The following is a 25,126-nucleotide window of genomic DNA, read 5'->3' as shown; positions in this document are numbered from 1 at the left end:
ACTTAAGTGGTTACTGTTCACTCCAGCAACCTCAAGTGTCCTTATTATATCACAATCCAATTCCAAGAACAAGTTAGCATTCAGGAGGAAATGTATTTTATCTTATACTTAATGTACTTTATTTTCCACTCAATGTTTTTTTCTGTAATACAGAATGCCGACGGTCCCACCTGCTGCCAGGATCAAAAGTGCCCAGAATACCCAGAGTGCCGTGTCATCTCCTGTTTTTACAGTTTTCACACTTGAAGAGCTGCTTTTTACAGAAGGATTATTTCCGGAAGAAGACGATGCTGCTGTGGATGTTACAGATGGCGATGGTGTAACAGATATCACCGGTGTGGGAGTGATCTTTTGGATCTCTTCTCCCTTTGGCTTTGTGTGGATGTCGTAGAGGATCTCCCCATTTTCTTCCATTGGGACACAGACAAGAAACGGCGCGATCACCCCGTAGGTTTTTTTCCCGTTCTTCTGGCGGATGAGGTAAATTCCTTCATTGAGATCTTCAAAAACAAGTTTTCCATCTGCGTCTGTCATCCTTGTTTCTGCCGAAAGTTTCTTCGCCGTCACCCAGGAAGAAAGTTTTTCTGCCGCTTCTTTGTAATCTGTGGATCTTGACAGATTCCAGGGAGTTACCTTACAGCCTTCAAACGCCTCTGTCAGATGCCAGCCATTCTCCTTCTGCTCTGCCACATAAAAACATTCCAGTGCAGTGCCTTCCCGATCTGTCCCGATCTCATTCAGCTGAACCGTGATGCTTCCCTTTCTCTCTGCCGCATCCACAGAAACAGCCGGAAAAACTACAAATATCAGGATCACAGCAAGGAGAAAAACGCCTGCTGTCTTTTTATTTTTTCTTTTCAACCTTTTTCCTCCTTCCTTTTTGATGGCTTAAGGAGCCAGAATCCTGCTGCTCCCAGAAACAGTATGGAAAGTACAAAAACTCTTTTTCCCCAGATCAGAAATCCGGATTCTTTTGCCTGTTCTGCACGTTTCTGTGCTTCCCGGTATGGAATCCTCTTTCCTCTTACAAGAAGCCTGTGTGAGTTGATCCCATAGGGAGTACAGGTCACCAGTGTCACCTGATCCTTTCCCTCTTCGATCCGCAGAAGATCTGTGCGGTCCGGTGTCACGGTAACGATCTGGTCCACCTGATACGCCAGCTTTTCTCCCAGAACATTCAGGAAAAAAAGATCTCCCGTCTTCATCTGATCCAGATCTGTAAAAAACATCCTGGTCGCGATTCCTGTATGTGCCGCGATCACAGCATGTGTCCCCGCTCCCCCGACAGGAAGTGAAGAACCAAACAGATGTCCCGCCCCCTGTTCCAGAACATGCTCCGAAGTTCCATGAAAAACCGGCAGAAAGACCTCGATCGACGGAATTTCCAGATAACACAGGATCTCGTCTCCGGAGACATCCAGAAGTTTCTGATATTCTCTGTATGCAGAAGTTTCTTCTGCGCCACCTCCAAAACTGTCACCCGGAAGTACTCTGCCTGCGCGAAGTTTTGAATTATAGTTTCTGGCTTCGCCCAGAAGTTTTTGCTTCCCGGTGTCCGACAGTTTCTCTGCCTTTTTTTCATATTCATAGATGACTTTGCTCTGGTTTCTCTGATTTACCCACTGACTGACAAACGGATAGTTCAAAAATCCCATCCCCACCAGAAGAAACAGGAAAAAAATCAGTCTCTGTCTTTTCACGTCTTCCTCCTTCTGTACAGAAACAGCCCTGTCAGAAAGACCATCAGAAATGCCATGCCGATCAGGATCGAAAGCACATACTGCCGCATCCACGGACTTGCCGTCTGCTTTTTCCTGGCTGCTTTCTGCGGATTCTTCTGTTCTGTGACACGATGTCCTCTTACCAGGAGCCGATGGCTGTTGATGCCATAGGGTGTACAGGTTACCAGCGTTACCAGATCTTTTTCCGGAATGATCCGAAGAAGTGACGTATCCTCAGGCCTGATGACCCGGATCTGATCCACCTCATAGGCAAGATGCCGGTCCAGAACCTGTATATAAAAAAGATCTCCTTTTTTCAGAAGAACCAGATCTGTAAACAGTTTCTTGTCAGAAAGTCCTGTATGGGCAGAAAGGACACAGTGCGTATCCTTTCCCCCTACAGGCAGAGAAGTGTTCTCAAGATGCCCAACACCCTTTCGCAGCACCTCCTGTGAAGTGCCGTGGTACACGGGCAAAAATACATTGATCTCCGGGATCTCTATATACCCCATGATCCCGTCACTTTCCAGATCCAGAAGATGTTCATACTGCTTTTCTTCTGTTCCATCCACAGCAAGATCCGGGTCAAAAGGATCTGTCAGAACGGCTTCTCTGTTTTTCAGTTTTACATTATATTCTTCTGCTTCTTTCAGCATTTGATGGATCTGTGTTGTATCCATTTTGTCGGTTTCTTTCTGATATTCGTAGATGACTTCCTCCTGCCTGTGCTCATAAAGAGAATTGCTGACAAAAGGATATGCCATCAGAAGTATCCCTGTTCCGATCAGAAATCCTGGAACCAGAAGCGGGCGTTTTTTCCTAGTCTTCATTTATTTTGCACGGTTTTTGCGGATGGTCATAGAATAGTAGCCACATCCTGCTGCCACGGCAAACGCACCTGCCAGAACGAAGAACCAGATACCGCTGCCGCCGGTAGATGGAAGTTCGAAGCCTTTGATATTATTGATCGTTACTTTGAAGATACCGTCTGTGTTGCCATCCTGGCTGATTGTTCCAATATACTGATTGTTATTCTCTTCTTTTCCATCCAATACATAGGTATTGTTTCCTGTTTTTGCTGTAATCTTAATCTTAACCGGTGCCTTGAGGAGATTATAGCCTGAAACGGTACTAAGCTCTTCAAGGAAATATGTTCCTTCTTCAAGACCTTTGATATTCAGTGCACCGCCTGCTGCCGGATGTATTTTTGTATTGTTTTCTGCACTGGTTTCTGTTTTGGAAGTTACATGGTAAACACCATCACTTACTTTTTTCATCTCATAATAGGTTCTGCCTGTTGTTTCTGCCTTTCCATCTTTTGTGGAATAAAGAACGAACGTGATCGCGTTTTTATTGGAATCTGTTACCGCTGCTGCACTTCCTGCCAGTTGTTTATCTGCTTTGATTCCAAATGTATACTCTGTAACTTTATCCCAATCCGTTTCCATGTCTGCACTGCTGCCGATCTTATACTGGAGTTTTACTTCATTCGGGTTTCCTGCCGGTCCGCTGATCTGAGTATCTGGTCCGATCTTTACATTTTCATTTACTACTGCCGTGTAATAGAAATAGATTTCCTTTGTTGTTTCTTCTGCATCAGCTGCTGCCCAGTTACTGATCCTTTTAAGGCCTTCTTCTGTCAGGGTAACAGCAATTGTCTTGCCACCTATATATTCCGGTTCTGTTCCGGTATAATTTTCGACTTTTGTAGTATAATACTGTACCTCATCGGTGTTCTCCAGTGAATAATTATTATTTGTTGTACGTACAATTACATTTTTTAACTGAATTCCATCTTCCTCTGTTTCCGGTGTCAGACCTTTGCTCAGGTTATCCACAAGAATATATTTTTTGAACTGTTCCTTATTTCCATTGGCTACGGTTGGAATATTCGGAACTGTTCCTTTCAGACGGAAATGAACAGTGTCTCCAATGGAAGTAATGTCTGTATCGTCTACACTTTCACTTCCATCTGTCTTATCTTCGTTTGCTGTCACAATCTTCTTTTCTGTTTCCGGTTCGTCGGTGCTGTTTTTGACCTCTGCTGTTACATTTTTTTCCCAGTAAGCTTCTCCCTCATTTGTAGTGACATACGTAGGCAGTGCAATGAGGAAAGGACTCTGAATATTCGTCAGGGATACCTTTTCTCCATTAATACTCGCATTTGCAGAGCTCCACTCTACTACAGCATACAGACCATAGTCCGCATTTTCGATCTTAGCTGTGCCACTGGCATTTCCATCACAGCCTGTTGTTACAGAAGTAAAAGCAGTTCCTCCTATATATTCTTTCAATGAAGTCTCTGTCTGTAAATTAATACTCTGCAAATATTGTGTATTAATTTCGTTAATATCTTTGTAATAGTACATATCGCCATTTTCAGTTATGTGATAATCCGCTGCTGCAGTGATTTTAAACGCAGCTGCAAACACAGCTTCCACACCATACGCCATGGAAATTTTATTTCCATCTACGATCTGATAGAGATCACCGACTTTTGCATATCTGAACTCTACTCCATCAATAGGGTCCTTACTTTCACTTCCATTTTTGTATTTTTTAAGTGTCAGAGATGGAGCTTCCGATTCTTCATCCTCCTCTCCAAGCAATGTTTTATAATATTTATCTGTCACTAGTGTCGCCTTTGGTGTATCTGTCGCTGCTGCCTGCACAGAAAGCGGTGCTCCTCCTATCAACGTAGCGATGGCCGCCGTACCAGCCAAAAATTTCAGAATTCCTTTTTTCATTCTGCATACTCTCCCTTCTTTTTGCTGTTTCTATTTCTGCTTCCACTGCTGATCCAGAACGCACCTCCGATACCTGTAGCAATAAGTCCCAGAATACCTGGCCAGAAGAAACCGTTTCCGCTGGTCATCGGCATTGTGAATGTATTATTTGAAATCTTATATTTCAGTTTTACATAGACAAACCTGCCCTGAGTTTCTGCTACTGGTTTGATTTCGTTTCCAGATTTCGTTTTCAGAAGCATTGGAAGTTCTATATCCGTAATCGAATTTTCAAGTCCCTGGGTTCCTGCAAGTGGCCTGATCTCGGTCAGGCGATATTTGTAACCCAGTTTCAGACCCCGGAATGTAATTCGGCCATTTTTATCTGTTTTTGCAATACCGTTGTTTCGCACCAGATTTCTGTTACTGCACACAGTTGCATCCAGATTCCGGTATTCCGCTTCACTGTCTTCGTCTGTTTTTCCATCATCTTTTCTGTACTGCAGCAAAAATTCTACATTTTGAAGTGCTTTGCCGGTACCGTCTGTTTTGATGATTTCAATGCTGCCTTCCAGAATATTTCTGAATGCAAATGATGGATGTGTTTCTTTTGTATCTGCAAATTGTGCTCCGCCACTTTTTCCACTGACGGAGTTAGAAAGGTTTGTATTTTCTGCTTCAATTTCGGTACGGAATCCCGGTACATATCCTGAATCCTTTCCATCTTCTTTTTTCTTTCCTGAAGAATCTGTTTCTTCTATATAATATGTGATCTTGTTTTTTCCATCGTTATTCCTGTAGATTGGCAGTCCATAGATGGTTATGGTCTGGTTGTTTTTGAGGTAAAATTCCCTGCCAACAGTAATATCTTTCTGCTCTTTTGTTACTACTGCTGTTCCATTTTCTTTCTCCGTTTCCATAGCAATCACTGCGTGATAAGTTCCCTGAACTTTTCCATTATTCGTAAGTGTAAACCCGAAGATACGGTCATTTAGGTTAAACTTCTTTGTTTCACCAAGATCTACAGTTTTGGATGCCTGAATCTCTGTAGGCGTATTAACAAAGCAAAACGCCGTCTTTTCCGTTTCACCGTTTCTTTCTTTGCCTTCTGCTGTATTTTTCTCTTCCTCCTGATAGTATCCGCCATGATTTTCTCTGACGTGATAGACAGTGACATCCTTTCCATCCTTTTTTATCGTGGCAGATCCCGGAATATATTCTGGGAGCCCCTTCCAGATGGCTTTCCAGGAATCGTATTCTCCATATGCCGGAAGCAGTCCATCCTTCGAAGTATCCTGTGTTACTCCACTATCTTTTTCTCCATTCAGCACCACAATTGCCCTCTTGCTGAAAGACTGATAACTTCCATCTGCTTTCTGATACTGAATTTCCAACGTGATTTCCGGACAATTCCATTCATCTCGGAATTTTTCCGGAATTTGGGACAAATCCCATTTTTTCTCTGCATAGCGCACGGTCGGATCAAAAGAATTTGTAACTGTAGTTATATAACGATATCTCCAGTCACCATCTGTCTCATTATTCTTTTTCTTTCCATCCTGATAATCCACATCATAAATCCCACCTGAAAAAGATCCAGAATACGCATGATTTACAGAAGTTTCTCCCTCTGGCTCAGTAATCATTGTTCCATCTGTATTAAGTTCTCTTGCACGGTATTCATATCGAACCACCTGATATGTTCCGTCAATACTCTCAATACCATAGACAGGAAGCCCTCCAAGTTCTGTTGATTTCTCATTGATGTCCTCTGCCTCTACATTGTCTTCGCCGCTCAAAGTGATTCTGACTTCTGTTTTGTTTCCTGTTTTATCCGTGGAAGACAGATTCTGCCAGGGAGATTTCCAGGTTGATCCAGCTTCCAGTTTAACTGCCCGCCTCTGTACTGCAAAGCTCACCGTCCAGTTTCCATTTTTGTCTAATACCCTGGTACCATACACGTTACTGGTATCATTCCATACCTTACTCACTTTCAGTCTCGTAACCGGAAATGCATTTGCCCAGACAGATAAACTGTCTGATTCGTGATTTCCATAGGAATAATCCGTACCGGAAGTTCCTCTAAAAAATCCCATCACAAAAAATGGATCAAATTTTCCTGTTCCGCGGCTGATGATCTCATTCAAGATGCCATCTGGTGTTTCTGAAAGTGATGCCTTACTTAAATCCACTTTAAATAAGATTTCCGCATCCTTCGACTGCCTGAAAGAAATGTTTTCTTCACATAGCCTGTATTCCAGTTCATAATAACAGCCTTCTTTATTGTAAGCTCCACCTTTTGCATATTTCGGAAGATATTGCAGCTTATGCATCCAGCATGTATTATCTTTCATATACCCCTGCAAAATAACATTCACGCCATCTTCAGATACTGTAACAGATGCATCCTCCTGTACCAGATTTTTCAGAATTTCCTGAAGCGGTCGTGTCTGTGCAAAGCCTTTTTCTTTCCTGCTTCCTTTAAATAATTCTTTCAGTCCCATCCAGGAAGAAGGTTCTTCCAGCGCAACATTTTCTCCCTGCGCGTTATAGCAGGCTTTTACTCTTCCCTGCAATACAAACTGCAATGACAGGTAATATCCCAGATAATCTGCTCCCGTAGATTCCCGGATATCTGATTTGTCTGTGATATTTTCAGGTCTTTCAGAAAATACCTGGTCTGCATTCTCTGCATCTTTATGCTTCACATCCAGTGTACGCCATCTCTTTTCAATCCGTGCAGTCACTACCCGGACATGATTGGTAACGGTTGTCTCTGCTACCTCTGCTTCATAAGTTTTATCTTCTTTCAGCAAATGTTTTTTTCCATAAAAATAACACCAGTAATCTCTCGTATTGTCGCGATAACCCGGAAGTCCATCTTCTTTGTCCCTTGCATATATTTCACGAATACCATATTTCCATGGTATTCCATTTGGTGCATACTTTTCCAGTTCTCCATCTGTTCCTGTAATCTGAAACAGATATCTGTCGTTTTTTCCTTTCACTTTTTCCCAGACAATCTGATATGGTTTATGTCCCTGTTCATCAACAACTTTTAATGGATATAGTGCACTTCCGATAGCATTTCTCATTCCCGGCTGTGCCTCTGCATAACGAATCACTTCAAACGAAATAAGTCCCTGACTGTTCAATTCATCCACAGACGGACGGAAACCAAAAAGGTTATTGTTGTCATCCCATTTTTTGGTTCCTTCGATCACAATTCTGTCATCGCTGAGAACATTCTTAAACGTCGCATCTGGAATTTTTTCTTCATCATCCGAAGCATACAGATTCTCTACCCTATATTCCTGTGGATTTTCTTCTCCCTGTAGCTGATCTCCGGTCTGTCCCCGGATCAGTCTGCCAGCTTTGTCACGGTTTCCCGGCTTTGCAAAGGCAAGACTGTAACTGTCATAAGTTTCTGATATTTTTTTCTCTTCAATTCTGTACTGAAATTTCTCGCCACTTGGTGCATAAATTTCCAGATCCTCAAACGTTCCTTCTGCGGATGCCAATCCTGTATCTTTTCCAACAGGAGAAAACTCATTATAATCAAGCGTTAACATCTTTTTGAAGGATATATCCCGCTTCAGTACATCTTTTCCATTCTCGTCTTTTCCCATATAATAACGGGTCAGAACATAGGTTACAGAAGGATATTTTTCTTCTTCTGTCTTTTCTGCCTCCAGAATTTTCTTAACGGTGAGATTTCCTTTCTCACTTTCATAAAAATTCTCTACCATAAAGTTATGGATCTCCGGCTGTAAAAACACCTTTCCTTCCCGGTCTTTCGGTATCCCCTCCATGGTTTCTTTGACTGTATAGGAATATCGTCTTCCATCCTTATCATAAAGAGGAAGTTTCTGATCTGTTCCATCTGCACTTTCGGCAGTCAGTTTCTGTCTGCCATCTGCATCTGTATCGATCCGGTTACAGTTTTCACCCATATATTCCAGAAGAAAACGGTATGCTGCATTGACATACTGTTTCGACCAGTCTTTGATCGTAACGGATGCACATTCGCTGCCTTCTCCCTTTTCTTCTTCCAGTTTCTGGTAAATGGTAAAGGTTGCTTTTGGAAGTACCGCTTTGTCAAAACCTCTCGGGACATTTCCCCAGATCTTTTTGCCTTCGATTCGAATATCTTCCTTCAAGCGATTGACAAAAGTTCCGTTCTCACCAAGAATCCAGCTTCCATCAGACAGCTGCGCCAGACGGGTGTTCTCCGTCACTTCTTCCAAAAATCCCTCCTCATTTCCGATCAGATTTTTTTCCGGATCAAGATATTCCACCGTTGTGTAATCAAAAAGCTCGGCGTTGACATGCATTTTTTCCTGCGCATAATACAAAATTTCATATCCATACTTATCATACTTCGGCAGATTGTCAAAATCGACAGTCCAGTCATAATGGCTGTCTCCTTCTTCTGTCGGCCGCCAGAGATGATCTTTGTAAAACAGCTCCAGTTTCACGCTTCCATCTGCTTCATGCACCTGACGATAAAGATTCAGATAAATGTCAGGGCGGTCGCCTTTTTCGAAACGATAATGATCCTTCCACTGCTTGTGGAAGACGATCTTCTTCGTTCCGCTGAGTTTGTTTCTCAGATAAAAATGCTGCTGGTCTTTTGTGTGGGAATCTCCTACCTGATACTTACTGGAAGTAAGGGAAGTGTATTCTGTTGTGATCCCGGTCTGTTTTAATTCATTCAGGGAAAGTTCCTGATAACTGCCGTCAGGAGTCTTTTTTGCATAGACTTCTTTCACGGAATAGTGAACGACAGATCCGTTCTCATCGTATTTTGGAAGATCATAGAAATAAAATTTCTGATTTTTTACCGCCGTGTCAATGCTGATCTCCTGATACATGGAAACTGTTTTTCCATCTGCATCAACAGGAGCGTGCTCACCTGTTCCGGTGTTGATCGTCCCTTTCTGATAATCTATCACACCTGCCTGGTCACAGATCAGCTTCGCATAAAGACCAAGTCCCTGCGTCTTAAGAGCTTCTCGCAGTTCGGTCCTTCTGGTTCCGTCACCATCGATCCATTCTTTTGTCACATCCAGAAGGATTCTTCCAAGTCTCTGGTTTGTGATGGTATAATAGGAAATCCCCTCGATGTTTTTCGTCTGGAACATGACACGATACCAGTGTTCATCCGAATGATAATAAATCGCCGGATTTTGCGCGGAAGAACTGTCCTGATAGCGTTTCCAGATCTGTTCCATTTCTTCACCGCTATAGTCTCTGGCAGTGTTGGATGACAGATCACAGGGGACTTTTGCTTCTCCGTTGTTACTGGTATGTGAAACAGACGTTTCCAACACCAGGATATTTTTCAGATCAAGATCCGTTGGAATCTCCACCTGTTTCTGCCAGAAATCCAGTGCCTTAAGCGTCACTGTCTGGATTTCCTGAAACTCATTTTCTCCGATTCGCTGATAGATTGTAAATGTCACGTCACCACGATGCTCCGCGTCGCTGTCGTCGATCCATTCCTTCCGGACATTGATAAACTGAAAATTCCCAGCACCTGGACGGTTGATGATCTCCCTGTAATAAGTTAAAGTTTCTTCATCAAACTGAACCTCGCCGTAGATGACACGATAAGCATCTGTGTCCTTTTCCACTACAAGGTAATCGTGCCAGCGTCCGTCCTTATCATAGAGAGGAAGATCAAGAAATTCCCCCTGCCAGCTTTCTGTCTCTGCCGCACGGATCACATTCCCTTCTTCATCCTGGATCTGTGTTTCCACACTGTCCTTCTCTCCATCCAGAGTCAGTGTGCCAAGTTCTTTTACCTGATTGGTGGAATCCTGCCGAAGCAGTGCCAGTGTGATCTTCGCATCTTCCGGTGCTTCTGTCTCGTTGCCTTCGGCCTCCTGCCATTTTTTGACAACTTTGTAATTTACCTTTCGCTCTATCCGGTTGACGATCTCGGAATGATAACTTCCGTCTTCCTTAAGCACACTTTCCACAGAAGAAGTATAAGAAACTTTTTTGTTTTTCTGCGTCAGGACAAACGAAGCATTCCCGGAATCTGCATCTTTCTTAAGCAGATTCGTGGTATCATTTCCCTGATATACTCCAATCTCTATCCATCGGTATTCCAGTTCATGTCCAAGTTTGTCATATTTCGGCATGCTTCTGCTTCCGGACATGGAGGTCATTTCCTCGTCGAATCCAGACAGGCTCTGTGTCACATCTGCACCGTTTTCCTGTACTGTGTACCACTGGTCATCATCTGTTCCATAACTTTCAACATGTTTGGCCTGCAGCGCAAATTCTACCCGCACATCCGTAAGCTCACCCTGCCAGGCAAGAGCACGCCAGGTTTTAGTGTAATCAGCCGTTACCGTTCCGGTGAGAACGTTGCTGACCGTGCCGTCGTTGTAGATGCTTTTGTCTGTGCTTTCACGGGTAACTCCATCTGGAAGAGTATCCTTTATCGCAAAGTCTCCATTCTTTTTGTAAGTAATCTTCCCGAGAACCTGCTCATACTTTCCATTATTCTCCATGCGTTCTCGTGTGAAATACACATAGGGATATCCTTCGGGATCATATTTCGGCAGGGCTTCCTGCTCTGTCAGGCATACACTTCCTGCTCCGGGATTCGCCAAATATTCGAACGTGATCTTCTGGCTGTCTTCAGTGCTGTTTGCAGGGATCACATATTTCAGCGTATCCCCTTCTTTGTTTTTCACCTGAGATGCCTTCCGGTAACTCGCATCCCCCCGCTCGCTGTAACGCCACAGGGTAAAAGATACTTCCGACCGCTCTGTACAGTCCTCCGCATCCTTCCATTCTTTCTCTGCCTGATAGGAAGCCGTGCCGCGCCGCGTCAGGATGATCGTTCCACCATTATAAACCGCTGTAGTATCTGTGCCATGATTGGAGAGATCTGTGTTGTTGTAATCAATGCTAAAATAATCTCCCTCCCCCGGATCATAGCTGTTCAGGCGATAATCCTGCGAATCACCTTCCCGGATATCATAGAGGATCTCCGTGCCGTCAATACGATACTGCGGCAGTCCGGAAACTGTGATATCCATGGAAACAACTTTGCTTCCGTCTTTCTGTTCTTTTACCTGTGCATTTCGAGTCTGTTCCAGCGAACTGGAAATGGTGTTCACATCCTGATTCTTTTTCTGATACTGAAGATACAGTTCCTTTTGTACTGCATCTGTCAGATCACTGCCACAGCTCATATCGCCACAGCGGATCTCTACATGTGTAGTAACATCCATCTTTTTGATGTAATACCATCCAAACCCGATATTTTTATTAGAGATGTATTCCTCCCTCACTTTCTCGTCCGGAATATTCAGAAACTTATAATTCTGTGCCAGCTTATCATCCTGTGGATAGTCTCTGTCTGTCTCCGGATCCGGCGGGAGAAGTGTGATCGTCTGAATCGTCGCATTAAATAGTTGGCCATCGCTTCCTGTAACGGAAAGACTTCCTTTCAGTGAATCTTGTGCAAAATGCATCACATAATGTCCGGTTCCCTCAAGATCTTCCATCGTGATCCCGCTCTGACCATTCACCAGAAGTTCACTCACCTTCATGATCTGTGTTTTCTGTGTCTTGTCAGAATCCTGATATGTCACCTCCACCTTGCCGTACTGATAAAACCACGCTGCATACTCGTCTGCACTCAGACGTCCCGCCTGTGCGCTTTCGTTGTTGTCCTGCCAGTAGATATCCTGGCTGATCTCGGATGAATAGACTGGGATATTGTCAGCTCCTGCCGAAAAAACATCCTGCGTTTCTTCCGAGAGAAACAGTTCTTCTGACGCATCGGAAACTTCTTCCTGCACATCTTCTGTACTGTCCTGCAGATCATCTTCAATCGCAGCATCCGCAGTACCTTCAGATCCATCGCCCTGCATTTCCTGTGGATTTTCTTCTGTGCTGTTATCTAAAAAATCTTCCTCCGAAATCTCCGTCCCTTCTGAATCACCCGGACTGTTGTCAGCTGATACCTCCTCTTCTGTCTCTGAAGAACCCATTTCTTCTATGCCTGCAGATGATATCTCTCCCTGCTCTTCCACCCCATCGGAAAACGAAACAAGTTCCGCCCCATAAACTGCGACCTGGTTGGTGCAGAAGATCAGGCAGATTATCATGGCAAGTATCTTTGTGATTCTTTTTTTACCGTTCAACGCCACCTCTCCTTCCTTTGCTGTTTGATTTTCAAAGAACTGCCGAAAAACTCATCAGGCATTTTCCAAAAAAATATTCAGGTACTCTGAAGAAGCGGTCACGCATCTCTTTTTCTTCTGTAGTGTTATCATAGCAGATTTTATACACTTCTTGTTCTTTGATTCTGCGCACTGCGCCTTGTTTCTGCGCAGACCACGATATGCATATAAAAAAACTCCGCAGACCGTTTTTATCAAACAGTCTGTGGAGTTTTTATTCATGCTTTCGTTCTTTGTGTGAGATAATGCAGATACCTGCTCTGTACCGTGACCAGGCGGCTCTGTGCTACCGGGATCTTCTTGCCGTCTGCCATCAGGATATGATCTGTCCCCAGTTCGGAAATGTACCGGAACTGGACAAAAAAAGACTTGTGCGGCTGCATAAAAGCCTGTGCCTTTGCAATTTCCCCGACTGCGCTCTCGAAACTTCCCGCCCGCCGGACACTGATGATCTTCTGCCGGTTGTACAGCGTGTAAGTGATGCGCCGCAGGGAATTCTCTGCATACATGATATCTTCCACAAAAATATGTCGGATCGAATCTGTCCCATGGATCAGTAATGGATGCTTCTTCTGCTCTGTCTGCGCCTCAAAAGCACTCTTAAGGGCAGGCATATCCATAATGCAAAAGTTATACTTATCCGGCTGTGTTTCCATGATGTTCTGAAGTTCTTCTACACTTTCCACCTGGCAGAGCTCTGCATCTGCTGTGATATTTCGTTTTATCCATTTCTGTATGGTCCTGCTGGTTTCGTTCTTATCGTTCGTCTGACTGCTGCATACTGCGATCCGAAACATAAGTGCCCTCCCAAAAATAAATAAAATGAGTTCCTGCGGACAGATCCTAATCCTTATTCAGTTTTTATTTTGTAAAAAAGCCTCTGACTTTGTCCAGAGTTTCCTCAATCACGGCATCACTGTGTGCTGTGGAAAGGAACATTGCCTCGAACTGTGACGGTGCGAGGTGGATTCCATTTTTCAGCATGTGCAGGAAATACTCTGCGAATTTCTTTGTGTCGGAAGCTTTTGCAGAAGTGTAATCCCTTACTTCCTCTGTCGCAAAGAAGATGCTTCCCAGAGAAGAAACATGGTTTACCTGGTACGGGCTTCCTGTTTCCTTGAGGATCTCTTCCATGCTTCCATAGAGTTTCTGACCTTTTGCTTCCAGATCCTTATAAACTTCCTGATGTTCATAAAGATATTTGAGCTGTGTCAGTCCTGCTGCCATGGCGATCGGGTTTCCACTTAAGGTACCTGCCTGGTAAACCGGACCGGCCGGGGAAACCATCTGCATGATCTCTTTTCTTCCGCCGTAAGCACCGACCGGCATTCCTGCACCGATGATCTTGCCATAAGTAACCATATCCGGTTTTACGCCAAAATATTCTGCTGCCCCGCCAAATGCAAGACGGAATCCTGTGATGACCTCATCAAAGATAAGAAGTGTTCCATACTGGTCGCACAGAGTACGAAGTCCCTCAAGGAATCCTTTCTTCGGCGGGACAACGCCCATGTTTGCTCCAACCGCCTCTACGATCACGGCCGCAACCTGATCCGGAGCTTCCTCGAGAAGTGCTCTGACGCTGTCCAGATCATTGTAAACTGCTGTCATGGTGTCCTGGGTGCATCCCTTCGGAACACCGGCACTGTCCGGAACTCCGCTGGTCATTACGCCGGAACCTGCACTTACAAGAAGTGCATCACTGTGTCCGTGATAGCATCCTGCAAATTTGATGATCTTGTCTTTTCCTGTAAAACCTCTTGCGGCACGGATCGCACTCATAACGGCCTCTGTACCGGAATTGACCATACGAACCATCTCCACATGCGGGATATGCTCGCAGATAAATTCTGCCATCTCGACCTCGATCTCTGTCGCACAGCCGAAGCTTAACCCGTTTTCGCAGGCTTTGAGCACGCTCTCACGGACTGCCGGGAAGTTGTGGCCGAGGATCATCGGTCCCCAGGAATCTATGTAGTCGATGTATTTGTTTCCATCCACGTCATAAATATAGCAGCCATCTGCACGCTCGATAAAACGCGGAGCCATTCCGATCGCACCATAAGCCCTTACCGGGCTGTTGACGCCGCCCGGGATTCTTTTGACTGCACGCTCAAATAAGTCTTCTGATCTTCCCATTATCCAATTCTCCCTTCATCGATAAAACGGGCAAGTTCTTTTGCATAGTAGGTCAGATAAATAGAAACACCTGCACGGTAAGCACTTGCTGCCATCTCGCACACAATCTTGTCCTCATCGATCCAGCCCATCTTGGCTGCTGCTTTGACCATTGCATATTCACCGCTGACGCTGTAAGCTGCGATCGGAACATTGGTTGCCTTATAAACTTCTGATACCATGTCAAGGTAAGACATTGCAGGTTTGATCATGATGATGTCTGCGCCTTCCTCGATATCTGTCAGGGCTTCTTTCATTCCTTCACGGCGGTTGTGGTAATCCATCTGATAGCTCTTGCGGTCACCAAATGCCGGAGCGGAACCAGCTGCATCACGGAATGGTCCGTAGAAAGCAGATGCATATTTTACTGCATAGGACATGATCGGTGCTTCCTTGTGTCCTGCTTTGTCCAGACATTCACGGATCGCACGCACACGTCCGTCCATCATATCAGAAGGTGCTACCATATCCGCACCTGCCTCAACATGGGAAAGAGCTGTCTTTGCAAGCAGTTCCAGAGTTGCATCGTTTTCTACTTCATGACCGCATAGAACACCGCAGTGTCCGTGGGAAGTGTACTCACACATGCATACGTCTGTAATATAGTAGAGATCCGGGAACTGTTTTTTTGCCTCACGGAGTGCTCTCTGTACGATTCCGTTTTCGTCGTAAGCGCCGCTTCCGACTTCATCCTTATGATCCGGAATACCGAACAGCATGATGTTGCTGACTCCGGCTTTCGTCAGACGTTCCAGTTCATACGGGAGACGGTCCACACTGTAGCGGAACTGTCCTTTCATAGACGGGATCTCCTCCTCGATCCCCTGTCCTTCTCTTACAAACAGAGGGTAGATGAGAGAAGATTTGTCAATTCTTGTTTCCCTTACCATTTTGCGCAGAGTCTCACTGCCACGCAGTCTTCTTGGTCTTTGAATCAGATCCATTATTGTCACTCCTTATCTGTTTTTATCTGTTCAACAAGTGTCGTCAAATCGTCGATCGTAGCTTTGGATGCCATATATGTTTTCATTCCATAGCTGTCTGCTGCTGCTTTTGTCTGTTTGCCGATACATGCTGCTGTCACATTTGAATAATCAGAAAGTCCTGTGCTTTCTACAAAACCTTTGACGGTAGATGCGCTGGTAAATACCACGCAGTCGATACCGCCCCTCGTGATCTCTGCTGCTACATCGATCAGAGGATTTTTGTCATAGATGGTATCATAGGTCGGTACATCGTCCACCCTGGCACCGTGTTCTTCAAGGATTCTGACCAGATTTGCATTTCCCTTTGAGGCACGCGGGATCAGGATCTTTTCGCCGCCATGCAGGGTCTGTGCCAGTGCTTCTCCCAGGGAGTCTCCATCGTAAATTTCCGGGATCAGATCCGCCAGAATGCCTCTCTGCTCCAGAACTTTGGCTGTTCCCTGTCCGATCGCTGCCACCTTCAATGAAGAAAGACAACGGATGTCTTTTTTCATGGAGAACATTTCTTCAAAGAAAATCTCTGTCCCTGTCGGACTAGTAAATACCAGCCACTGATACTCGCTGATCTCATCAAGTGCCTGATAAAGTGCGCTCTGGTCTTCCAGTGCCACGGTACGGATGGACGGAAGTTCCAGGACTTCTGCACCTTTTCTTCGAAGTTCATCTGCTGTGCGGGAGCTTCTGCCCTTCGGACGTGTCACAAGGACTTTCCAGTCTGCGAGCGGAAGTCTCTCATACCAGCCAAATTCCTCAGAAAGACGGCAGACTTTACCAACTACGATGATCGCCGGAGTCTCGATACCCTGACGCTCTACTTCTTCTTTGAGTGTTGCAACTGTGGCAACGACTCTTTTCTGGTCGGAAGTTGTTCCCTTCTGCAGTACGGCCGCCGGCATCTCCGGGTCCATTCCTGCATTCAGAAGTCCCTGACAGATATCATTCAGAGCAGCGATCCCCATCAGGAATACGAGTGTTCCCTTTGTGTTGACCAGTGCCTGAAAATCGATGTCATATTCCTTACCTGCTCTTCTATGTCCTGTGATGATATGGACGGAAGAGCAGAAATCTCTGTGCGTTACCGGAATGCCGTTATAAGCAGGCACAGCGATCGAAGAGGTCACGCCCGGGACCACTTCATACGGGATCCCATTGGCAGTCAGAAGTTCCAGCTCCTCTCCGCCTCTTCCGAACAGGAACGGATCTCCGCCTTTCAGTCTCACGACACGGTATCCCTTCTGCGCTTCCTCAAGGAGCACCTGATTGATCTGCTCCTGCGGCATGGTGTGCTTGTCTGCACGCTTTCCTACGTTGATGAGTCTTGCAGAAGAAGGTACTTTTGCAAGTACGCCCTGTCCCACCAGACTGTCATAGACGACAACCTCTGCCTGGGAGAGAACCTCCATTCCTTTGAGTGTAAAAAGACCGATATCTCCCGGTCCTGCTCCTACGAGCCATACCTTTCCCTGTTTCATTCTGCCTCACCTTTATCCGTCTTTGTTCTGTCGGATTCTTTCATTTGTTTTGCAAGCGCGATGCCAAGTACCTCTGCGTCCTCGCGCTTTCCGCGGATGCTGTCCTTGAACCAGTTTCCTGTTTCTTCATTATAATACAGTCCGCGAAGGAAAAGTTCCTCTCCCTCGACCACACCAAACGCCGCCACCGGAGAAGAACAGCCGCCGTCCAGAAAACGTACAAAAGCACGCTCTGCACTTCCTGCGCTCCATGCATCTGCATCACAGTAGCCGTCCAGAAATGCATAGTCAACATCGGTACGTCCCTGTACTGCCAGGATTCCCTGACCTGCTGCCGGGAGCATTTCTTCCTCTGTAAAATACCGGCTGATTCTGGATTCCAGTCCAAGTCTCTTAAGTCCTGCCGCCGCAAGGATCAGAGCTGAATACTGTCCCTCATCCAGTTTGCGGAGTCTTGTCTGAAGGTTTCCCCTGACACTTGCGACCTCCATATCCGGATATAACTCCCGAAGCTGCAGGGTCCGGCGAAGGCTGGAACAGCCAAGCGGTTTGGATCTGTCAAGTTCTGTTACGCCCTCCGGCAGTACCAGCACATCCCTCGGATCTTCTCTTCTGGAAAAAGCCAGCAGAGGAAGTTCTGCCGGCACTTCCATCGGCATGTCCTTCAGGCTGTGAACAGAAAGTTCTGACCTTCCTTCCAGAAGTGCGTGATCCAGTTCTTTTACAAAAAGTCCCTTGCCGCCTACTTTATCCAGGGTGCGGTCCAGGATCTTGTCACCCGTTGTCTTCATGGTCAGGATCTCTACTGTCAGATCTGGATTATGCTCGGTTATGTAGTCCCTCACCATCTCACTCTGCAGCACTGCAAGCTTGCTTTCCCTGCTGCCGATCGTGATCTTATTCTTCATTGTCTGATGCCTCCATTGCCTCCTGGATCGCCACACGGACTCTTCGGGCTTTCTTGTGGTTCAGCCCGCTCGCTGTGATTCCCACAACAACCTCGTCCTGCATGTAGATCCCCGGAAAATAAAAATCGCATTTGCTTTTGTCATCTGCGACATTGACGTAGATCCCCTGCTCCTTACAGACTCGATAGATCTCATCGTTTAGTTTCCAGTCGTTTGTCGCCGCGATCACCATAAATGCCATGGCAAAATCAGACCGTTTCACCGGACGGTTGATCAGATTTACGAATCCTGCCTTGCCAAGTTCATGAAGCTCCATCGTTGTCTTTGGAGCTACTGCGGTAATGTTCCTGGTAAACTGCAAAAGAGTCTTAATCCTCCTGGTCGCAATGTTCCCGCCGCCTACCACTACGATTTTCTTGTCAGACAGATCTACGAACATTGGAAAAAAACGTTTATTCTTCATATAATTTCTCCAATCCTGCCACGCACTCCAGGAAAGTGTCCTGTTCCAGACTGTCCCGGAGTCCGAAAATAAGTTTGTTGACCACTTTTCCTGCTGCAGTATCTACTGCTTTGAGAAGATTTGCACGGTCGGAGTCATCCATTGGTGTATTCTTGAGGATCTTGTGGATACGCAGGTTCAGATCCTGCACTGCATCCTCCCTGATCTCCTGGATCCTCGGGATCACATCCCTGCCATCCAGCCACTGGAAAAATTCATCCATCTGTGCCCTGACGATCTCGCCGGCTTTTGTGATGCTCTCCATGGATTCCGGAGAGATCCTCTCGGTGCGGAAACTGTCCATATCATATAAGGTAACGCCCTCTTCTCCTCCAAGTGCCGGTTCGATATCCCTCGGCACAGCAAGGTCAAGAAGAAGCAGTGGTTTCGTAAGCGTGATATCATCAAACAGTTCTCTGCGAAGTGTATAGTTCGGACTGGCTGTCGCACTGACTACTACATCACATTTCGGCAGAAAGTTCATTCGTTCACCATAATGGATCCTGCTGCATCCGATCGGAATGCTCACCATTCCGCTTCTGTACTGACGGACGGTTACGGTGACATTCGCTCCGGCATCACGGAGAGTCTGCGCTGCAACCTTACCCATCTCTCCGTTTCCGATAACCATGCAGATTTTGCCATGCATGTCATATCCCTGTTCCCGCAGACTGCTGACTGCCTGATGGATCACAGACGGATTTCCATGTGCAAGCGGAGCTTCTGTCTTGATCTTTTTGCCCGCGGTCACTGCCATGCGGAAAAGGACTTCCAGCACACTGTCCGTGGTAAAATGTTCTCTCGCAAGATTGAGTGCATCCTTGATCTGTGTAAGGATCTGATCTTCTCCAAGAATCTGTGATTTCAGACCTCCTGCCAGATAAAAAAGATGCTCAACCGCTTCTTTATCTTCTCTTGAAATAAAATATTCTTCATAAAAAGGATCCTGTATATTTCTGAGCTCGCAGAGACACTGGTATAAAGAAAGTTCCTGCTCATCCTCATGGCTCGCCCAGATTTCCAGACGATTGCATGTAGACAGAATGATGCATCCCCGGATGCCTGCTTTTTCTTTCAGTTTTTCCATTGCCTCTCCGGCATTTTTCTTCGTAAATGCAAACAGGGCACGGACGTCTACCGGTGCTCTGTCGTGATCTATCCCTATCATGGATATTGTCATGATATTTCTGTTCTCCTTTGTGTTCCTCCTGTATCTTTTTCTGTAAAAATCTGTCGAATCCGCAAGAGGTGCCTACAGAAAAACATACTGTTTTAATGATAGTCGTTTGACCCTGTAATGTCAATGGAAACAGAAATATTTTTCGTTGCAACAATGTCCACACCGGTTCCTGCCACATCATGCAGAACCACATCTCCGATCTCTACTGGAGCAGTAACAGTGACCTCTTTCAATTCCCGGATACAGTCCAAAATTCCGGACTTTTGAATATCCTCTTTTGTCTTGACGGAAACGACCTTTTCCGTGCCATTTAATACACGAACGGTTGTTGTCACAATTCTGGTCGGATTGGTCACTTCTTTTCTTCCATAGACGGCTCCCCGCTTACAGCTATTGCCTTCTACACTCTGTACTTCTCCGTCTTTTATTTTTACAGTGAGGAAACAGCCCATCGGGCAGCCGATGCAGGTAAGATTTTTTTCTTCCATATCTTTATTCCTCCTCAATCAGAATGCTGATTTTTCTCAGTGATGAAGCATTTAAAATCTGTTCCTTTGTCAGTTTAATCTGTTCCATCTCCCCCGGTGCCAGAATTGTCCGTTTTTTGTGAAGAACACGTTCTTCATCAAAATAGCAGCTGATATAACAGTTTTTATAAACAGCTCCCACACGGAAACGGACTGTCATTTCTTCCGGCATGCGCTCCGGTCTTATCACTGCCGGGACAGTATAGCGAACTCCATTTCGGGATTCCAGAATAATTGTCCGATTCTGCTTTTGTTCCGGAACTTCCACTGGCTGCTGCCATTTTATGTAATCTGCCGCATTTTTTCCTGCCGCTGCTGCCTCCTCGGATACAAAATCTACCAGATCATGAACGTGCAGAACATTTCCGCAGGCAAACACCCCTTCGATATTCGTCTCCAGACTCTCATTGACTACCGGCCCCGATGTGACACGGTTCAGTTCCACTCCCATCTCTCTGGAAAGTTCATTCTCCGGGATCAGGCCTACTGAAAGAAGCAGAGTATCACAGGCATATTCTTCCTCCGTTCCCGGAATCGGTTTTCCATCCGCTCCGACTTGTGCCAGAGTAACTCCTTCTACACGTTCTTTTCCTTTAATATTTACCACAGTATGACTGAGTTTCAGCGGGATTCCGAAGTCATCCAGACACTGCACGATATTCCGCTTAAGCCCGCCGGAGTACGGCATCAGCTCTGCTACCACTTTTACTTTTGCACCTTCCAGTGTCATACGCCTGGCCATGATAAGTCCGATATCCCCGGAGCCAAGGATGACAACTTCTCTTCCCGGAAGATACCCTTCTATATTTACAAGTCTCTGTGCCGTCCCCGCAGAATAAATTCCCGCCGGACGATACCCCGGAATATTCAGTGCTCCCCTGGAACGTTCCCGGCAGCCCATTGCCAGAATCACCGCTTTTGCCTGAATCAGAAACATGCCTTCCTCACGGTTCATCGCTGTGATAACTTTTTCCCTGCTGATGTTTATGACCATGGTATTCAGTTTGTATTCTATATTTTGTTCTCTGACCTGACGAATAAAACGGTCGGCATATTCCGGTCCGGTCAGTTCTTCTCCAAAGGTATGAAGCCCAAAACCATTATGAATGCACTGGTTCAGAATTCCTCCCAGTTCTTTGTCCCGCTCCAGAATCAGAGTACTTTCGATTCCGTTTTTTCTCGCTGAAATAGCCGCTGCAAGTCCTGCCGGACCGCCGCCTATGATCACAATGTCATATTTTTTTATCATTTGCCGTCCTCCCCAAAAGAATCTTTGTTGCTGCCTTTTATGATTCCAGAGTTGCCTCCGGATTTTGTGATCTCTTCCACGGGAATTCCAAGTTCTCTGGCTAAAATCTCCATAACACGCGGCGAACAGAATCCTGCCTGACAACGTCCCATGCCTGCTCTGGTACGGCGTTTCACTCCATCCAGTGATCTGGCACCCAGAGGTCCTCGAATCGCATCTATGATCTCACCTTCTGTCACCATCTCACAGCGGCAGACAATCGTTCCATAAGCCGGATTTTGTCGAATCCACGCATTTCGTTCTTCCAGTGAAAACTTTGATACATCGGTAATTCCCTTTCTTGTGGAAAGAAAATCCTCTTTTTCTTTCAGATCATATTTTTTCTTCAGAATGTCAGCAACCATTTCTCCGATCGCAGGAGCACTGGAAAGGCCCGGTGATTCAATTCCGGCACAGTCGATAAATCCTTCTTCCGTCTCTCCTATAATAAAATCGTCTCCGTCCTCATGTGCTCGAAGTCCGGCAAAAGAAGTGATCACCTGACGGACCGGAATGTTTTTGACACTTTCGGACGCTTTTTTCAGAACCTGTTCCAGACCTTCTCTGGTGGTATTGATTCCTTCTTTATTCTCTATATCTGTGGCTGTTGGCCCGATCAGCAGGTTTCCGTGAATGGTTGGTGTGACCAGAACTCCTTTGCCAAACTTGCCGGGAAGGGTAAAAATCGTCCGGCTTACATGTGTCCCCGCAGCTTTATCAAGAAGACAGTATTCTCCTTTTCGCGGAGTGATATGAAGTTTCTTTTCACTGACCATGTTGTGGAATTTATCTGCATAAACTCCTGCCGCACTTACAATACAGTCTGCCTCAAAAATTCCCTCTGTTGTCTCAATCGTCCAGTTTTTTTCTCCCCGTGTGATCTTGTGCACTTCTGTATTGAAATAAAAATCCACTCCGTTTGCACAGGCATTTTCTGCCAGTGCGATCGTCATGTTGAATGGACATACAATTCCTCCGCTGGGTGCGTACAATGCCGCCACAGCCTGGTCAGAAACATTCGGCTCCATTTTTCTTATTTCTTCTTTATTTAAAATTCGAAGTCCCTTTACACCGTTTTGGATTCCTCTCTCATAAAGTTTCTGCAGACCGGGGCGGTCTTTTTCATCCAGGCACAAAACCAGTGAACCATTTCTTCGGAATGGAAAATCAAGATCACAGGAAAGCTGCTCCATCATCTGATTTCCCCGAAGATTCAGTTTTGCTTTGAGTGATCCCGGCTCTGCGTCATAACCTGCATGAATGATCGCACTGTTCGCCTTGGAGGTTCCGCAGCAGACATCTTCCTCCCGCTCCAGTACGCATACCTTTATCCGGTAACGGGACAGTTCCCGTGCAATCGCCGTACCGGAAACTCCCGCACCGATAATCGCAATATCGTATTTATTCATTGTAAAAACCTCCTGTATATATAAAAGAGCCTGACAAATAAACCCATTTTCATGGATTTCCTGTCAGGCTCTCCTCTTCACGCCAGTATGTGCAATTGTTTTAAATACAAACTTATCGTCCACTTGATTCTTCGATCAGTTCTCTTCGTCTTTCGCCCATCCATACGCATATTTTACAGCTTTTTCCCATCCACGGATTCGTTTTGTTCTCTCTTCCTGCGTGATCTTCGGATCAAAGGTCCGGTCGATCGCCCAGTTCTTGAGAACTTCTTCCTTACTGCTCCAGTATCCTACCGCAAGGCCTGCCAGATAGGCTGCTCCCATTGCCGTTGTCTCCACACATTTCGGACGGTTGACCGGTGCATCTATAATGTCTGCCTGCGTCTGCATCAGGAAATTGTTGGCACTGGCTCCTCCATCGACTTTAAGTGCCGCAAGCTGAATCCCGGAATCAGCCTTCATAGACTGTAAAACATCGTTTACCTGATATGCCAGAGATTCCAGTGTCGCACGGATAATGTGGTACTTGTTTACTCCTCTGGTGATTCCCACGATCGTACCTCTCGCATACTGATCCCAGTGCGGTGCACCAAGTCCGGTAAATGCCGGAACGACATAGCATCCATTCGTATCCTGAACCTTCTGTGCCATATACTCTGAATCTTCTGAAGAATCGATCAGACGCATCTCGTCACGAAGCCACTGGATTGCAGCTCCCGCCACAAAAATCGATCCTTCCAGTGCATAATTCACCTTGCCATTCAGTCCCCAGGCAATCGTTGTTACCAGACCATTCTCCGAAAATACCGGTTTCTCTCCTGTATTCATAAGAAGGAAACAGCCTGTGCCATAAGTGTTCTTGGCCTCTCCCGCCTGGAAGCAGGTTTGCCCGAAAAGTGCCGACTGCTGATCGCCCGCTGCACCTGCGATCGGAATCGCGCCGCCTAAGAAAGACGGATCTGCCATTCCGTAAACACAGCTTGACGGCTTTGGCTCGGGAAGCATACTGCATGGAATATTCAATTCCTCAAGAATCTCTTCATCCCACTCAAGCGTATTGATATTAAAAAGCATCGTCCTGGATGCGTTGGAGTAATCTGTGATATGCACAGATCCCTTCGTCAGTTTCCAGATCAGCCAGGTCTCAACCGTTCCGAAAAGGAGTTCCCCACGTTCCGCCTTTTCTCTTGCACCCTCTACATTGTCCAGAATCCATTTTATTTTGGTCGCAGAAAAATAGGCATCGATCACGAGACCTGTCTTCTGACGGAATTTCTCTGTGAGTCCCTTTTCCTTGAGGGAGTCGCAGTACTCGGAAGTTCTGCGGCACTGCCAGACGATTGCATGATAAATGGGATCTCCGGTATTCTTATCCCATACAATTGCCGTTTCTCTCTGATTGGTAATTCCGATCGCCGCAATATCAGAAGCCTCCGCACCGATCATATTCATGGCTTCCACCGCTACGCCAAGCATACTCGCCCAGATTTCATCCGCATCATGCTCCACCCAGCCCGGCTTCGGAAAGTACTGATGGAACTCGCGCTGTGCTACACTGCACATTTCACCTTTTTTATTAAACAGGATGCACCGGTTGCTGGTTGTCCCCGCGTCCAGTGCCATTATGTATTTCTGCATAGGTAAAATCCCCTTTGTGGTATTTTAGTATGCATTTATTGTAACGCAAAAATGGTGGGGATTCAACGGATTTCTAATCCTTTGGAAGATGCCTTTTCTTTCCGATTGATTCTTCATTTTCTTGGTGTTGCAATACACCATGCTATGGCTACCGGTACCGTAATAGCCAGTGAAATGCCAAGAAGCATAAGCACTATTACACCTATTGTAGATTCCAAAAGCCATCGGATCAGCTTTAAAAGAAGAAACCAGCCTTTTCCCAGAAGCAGACTTAAAATAAAATATCCTGCCAGCGACTTCAGAATAGTACGTGAAACTGCTGGTGAACTACTCGGCAACAAGTTACCAGAGCATCTGAAATCTGGCGGGATACCGCCTTTT

Annotated in this window: 17 protein-coding genes; all 17 read right to left on the bottom strand. The window is 45.8% G+C overall.

Annotated features, from left to right (window positions below; translation table 11 throughout):
- Positions 1–129: 129 nt before the first annotated feature.
- Positions 130–861 carry a pilin N-terminal domain-containing protein gene (locus DWX28_RS07955; RefSeq protein ID WP_022215617.1) on the bottom strand — a complete coding sequence of 244 codons (732 nt, stop codon included), beginning with the start codon at positions 859–861 and terminating at the stop codon, positions 130–132.
- Positions 858–1,700 carry a class C sortase gene (locus DWX28_RS07950; protein ID WP_022215618.1) on the bottom strand — a complete coding sequence of 281 codons (843 nt, stop codon included), beginning with the start codon at positions 1,698–1,700 and terminating at the stop codon, positions 858–860. The genes DWX28_RS07955 and DWX28_RS07950 overlap by 4 nt, the downstream gene beginning before the upstream one ends.
- Positions 1,697–2,551, bottom strand: a complete 855-nt coding sequence (locus DWX28_RS07945) for a class C sortase (protein ID WP_022215619.1) — start codon at positions 2,549–2,551, stop codon at positions 1,697–1,699. Before DWX28_RS07945 ends, DWX28_RS07950 begins: the two co-directional genes overlap by 4 nt.
- Positions 2,552–4,468 (bottom strand): SpaH/EbpB family LPXTG-anchored major pilin, encoded by a 1,917-nt coding sequence (locus DWX28_RS07940; RefSeq protein ID WP_022215620.1) that lies wholly within the window; start codon positions 4,466–4,468, stop codon positions 2,552–2,554.
- Positions 4,465–12,618 carry a Cna B-type domain-containing protein gene (locus DWX28_RS07935; RefSeq protein WP_118252378.1) on the bottom strand — a complete coding sequence of 2,718 codons (8,154 nt, stop codon included), beginning with the start codon at positions 12,616–12,618 and terminating at the stop codon, positions 4,465–4,467. Before DWX28_RS07935 ends, DWX28_RS07940 begins: the two co-directional genes overlap by 4 nt.
- Positions 12,619–12,875: 257 nt before the next feature.
- A complete protein-coding gene (locus DWX28_RS07925) occupies positions 12,876–13,454 on the bottom strand; it encodes a LytTR family transcriptional regulator DNA-binding domain-containing protein (protein WP_118252376.1) in 579 nt (192 codons plus the stop codon).
- A 64-nt stretch (positions 13,455–13,518) separates the two neighbouring features.
- Positions 13,519–14,796 (bottom strand): glutamate-1-semialdehyde 2,1-aminomutase, encoded by a 1,278-nt coding sequence (gene hemL, locus DWX28_RS07920; protein ID WP_022215624.1) that lies wholly within the window; start codon positions 14,794–14,796, stop codon positions 13,519–13,521.
- Complete coding sequence (gene hemB / locus DWX28_RS07915) at positions 14,796–15,779, bottom strand: porphobilinogen synthase (RefSeq protein WP_118252375.1); 984 nt, start codon at positions 15,777–15,779, stop codon at positions 14,796–14,798. The genes hemL and hemB overlap by 1 nt, the downstream gene beginning before the upstream one ends.
- Before the next feature lie 5 nt (positions 15,780–15,784).
- Positions 15,785–17,293: a uroporphyrinogen-III C-methyltransferase gene (cobA, locus tag DWX28_RS07910; RefSeq protein WP_118252374.1), complete on the bottom strand. Its 1,509-nt coding sequence runs from the start codon at positions 17,291–17,293 to the stop codon at positions 15,785–15,787.
- The gene (gene hemC, locus DWX28_RS07905; RefSeq protein ID WP_118252373.1) at positions 17,290–18,201 is read right to left on the bottom strand and encodes a hydroxymethylbilane synthase; all 912 of its coding nucleotides are present in this window, start codon (positions 18,199–18,201) and stop codon (positions 17,290–17,292) included. The genes cobA and hemC overlap by 4 nt, the downstream gene beginning before the upstream one ends.
- Positions 18,191–18,664 carry a precorrin-2 dehydrogenase/sirohydrochlorin ferrochelatase family protein gene (locus DWX28_RS07900; RefSeq protein ID WP_022215628.1) on the bottom strand — a complete coding sequence of 158 codons (474 nt, stop codon included), beginning with the start codon at positions 18,662–18,664 and terminating at the stop codon, positions 18,191–18,193. Before DWX28_RS07900 ends, hemC begins: the two co-directional genes overlap by 11 nt.
- Complete coding sequence (gene hemA, locus DWX28_RS07895; RefSeq protein ID WP_118252372.1) at positions 18,654–19,883, bottom strand: glutamyl-tRNA reductase; 1,230 nt, start codon at positions 19,881–19,883, stop codon at positions 18,654–18,656. Before hemA ends, DWX28_RS07900 begins: the two co-directional genes overlap by 11 nt.
- Before the next feature lie 92 nt (positions 19,884–19,975).
- Complete coding sequence (locus DWX28_RS07890; RefSeq protein ID WP_118252371.1) at positions 19,976–20,371, bottom strand: DUF1667 domain-containing protein; 396 nt, start codon at positions 20,369–20,371, stop codon at positions 19,976–19,978.
- Between the two features lie 4 nt (positions 20,372–20,375).
- The gene (locus tag DWX28_RS07885; protein ID WP_118252422.1) at positions 20,376–21,656 is read right to left on the bottom strand and encodes an NAD(P)/FAD-dependent oxidoreductase; all 1,281 of its coding nucleotides are present in this window, start codon (positions 21,654–21,656) and stop codon (positions 20,376–20,378) included.
- On the bottom strand, positions 21,656–23,107 hold the full coding sequence (locus DWX28_RS07880; RefSeq protein ID WP_118252370.1) for an NAD(P)/FAD-dependent oxidoreductase: 1,452 nt from the start codon (positions 23,105–23,107) through the stop codon (positions 21,656–21,658). The genes DWX28_RS07885 and DWX28_RS07880 overlap by 1 nt, the downstream gene beginning before the upstream one ends.
- A gap of 135 nt (positions 23,108–23,242) precedes the next feature.
- Positions 23,243–24,745 carry a glycerol kinase GlpK gene (glpK, locus tag DWX28_RS07875; RefSeq protein ID WP_022215633.1) on the bottom strand — a complete coding sequence of 501 codons (1,503 nt, stop codon included), beginning with the start codon at positions 24,743–24,745 and terminating at the stop codon, positions 23,243–23,245.
- 113 nt (positions 24,746–24,858) lie between these two features.
- On the bottom strand, positions 24,859–25,126 hold a 268-nt coding region (locus DWX28_RS19370; protein ID WP_158565295.1), incomplete at its 5' end, for a hypothetical protein.

It is taken from the genome of Blautia sp. AF19-10LB (genome assembly GCF_003461245.1).
GTDB lineage: Bacteria > Bacillota > Clostridia > Lachnospirales > Lachnospiraceae > Blautia_A > Blautia_A intestinihominis.
This window is presented reverse-complemented; position numbering and strand designations above follow the sequence as displayed.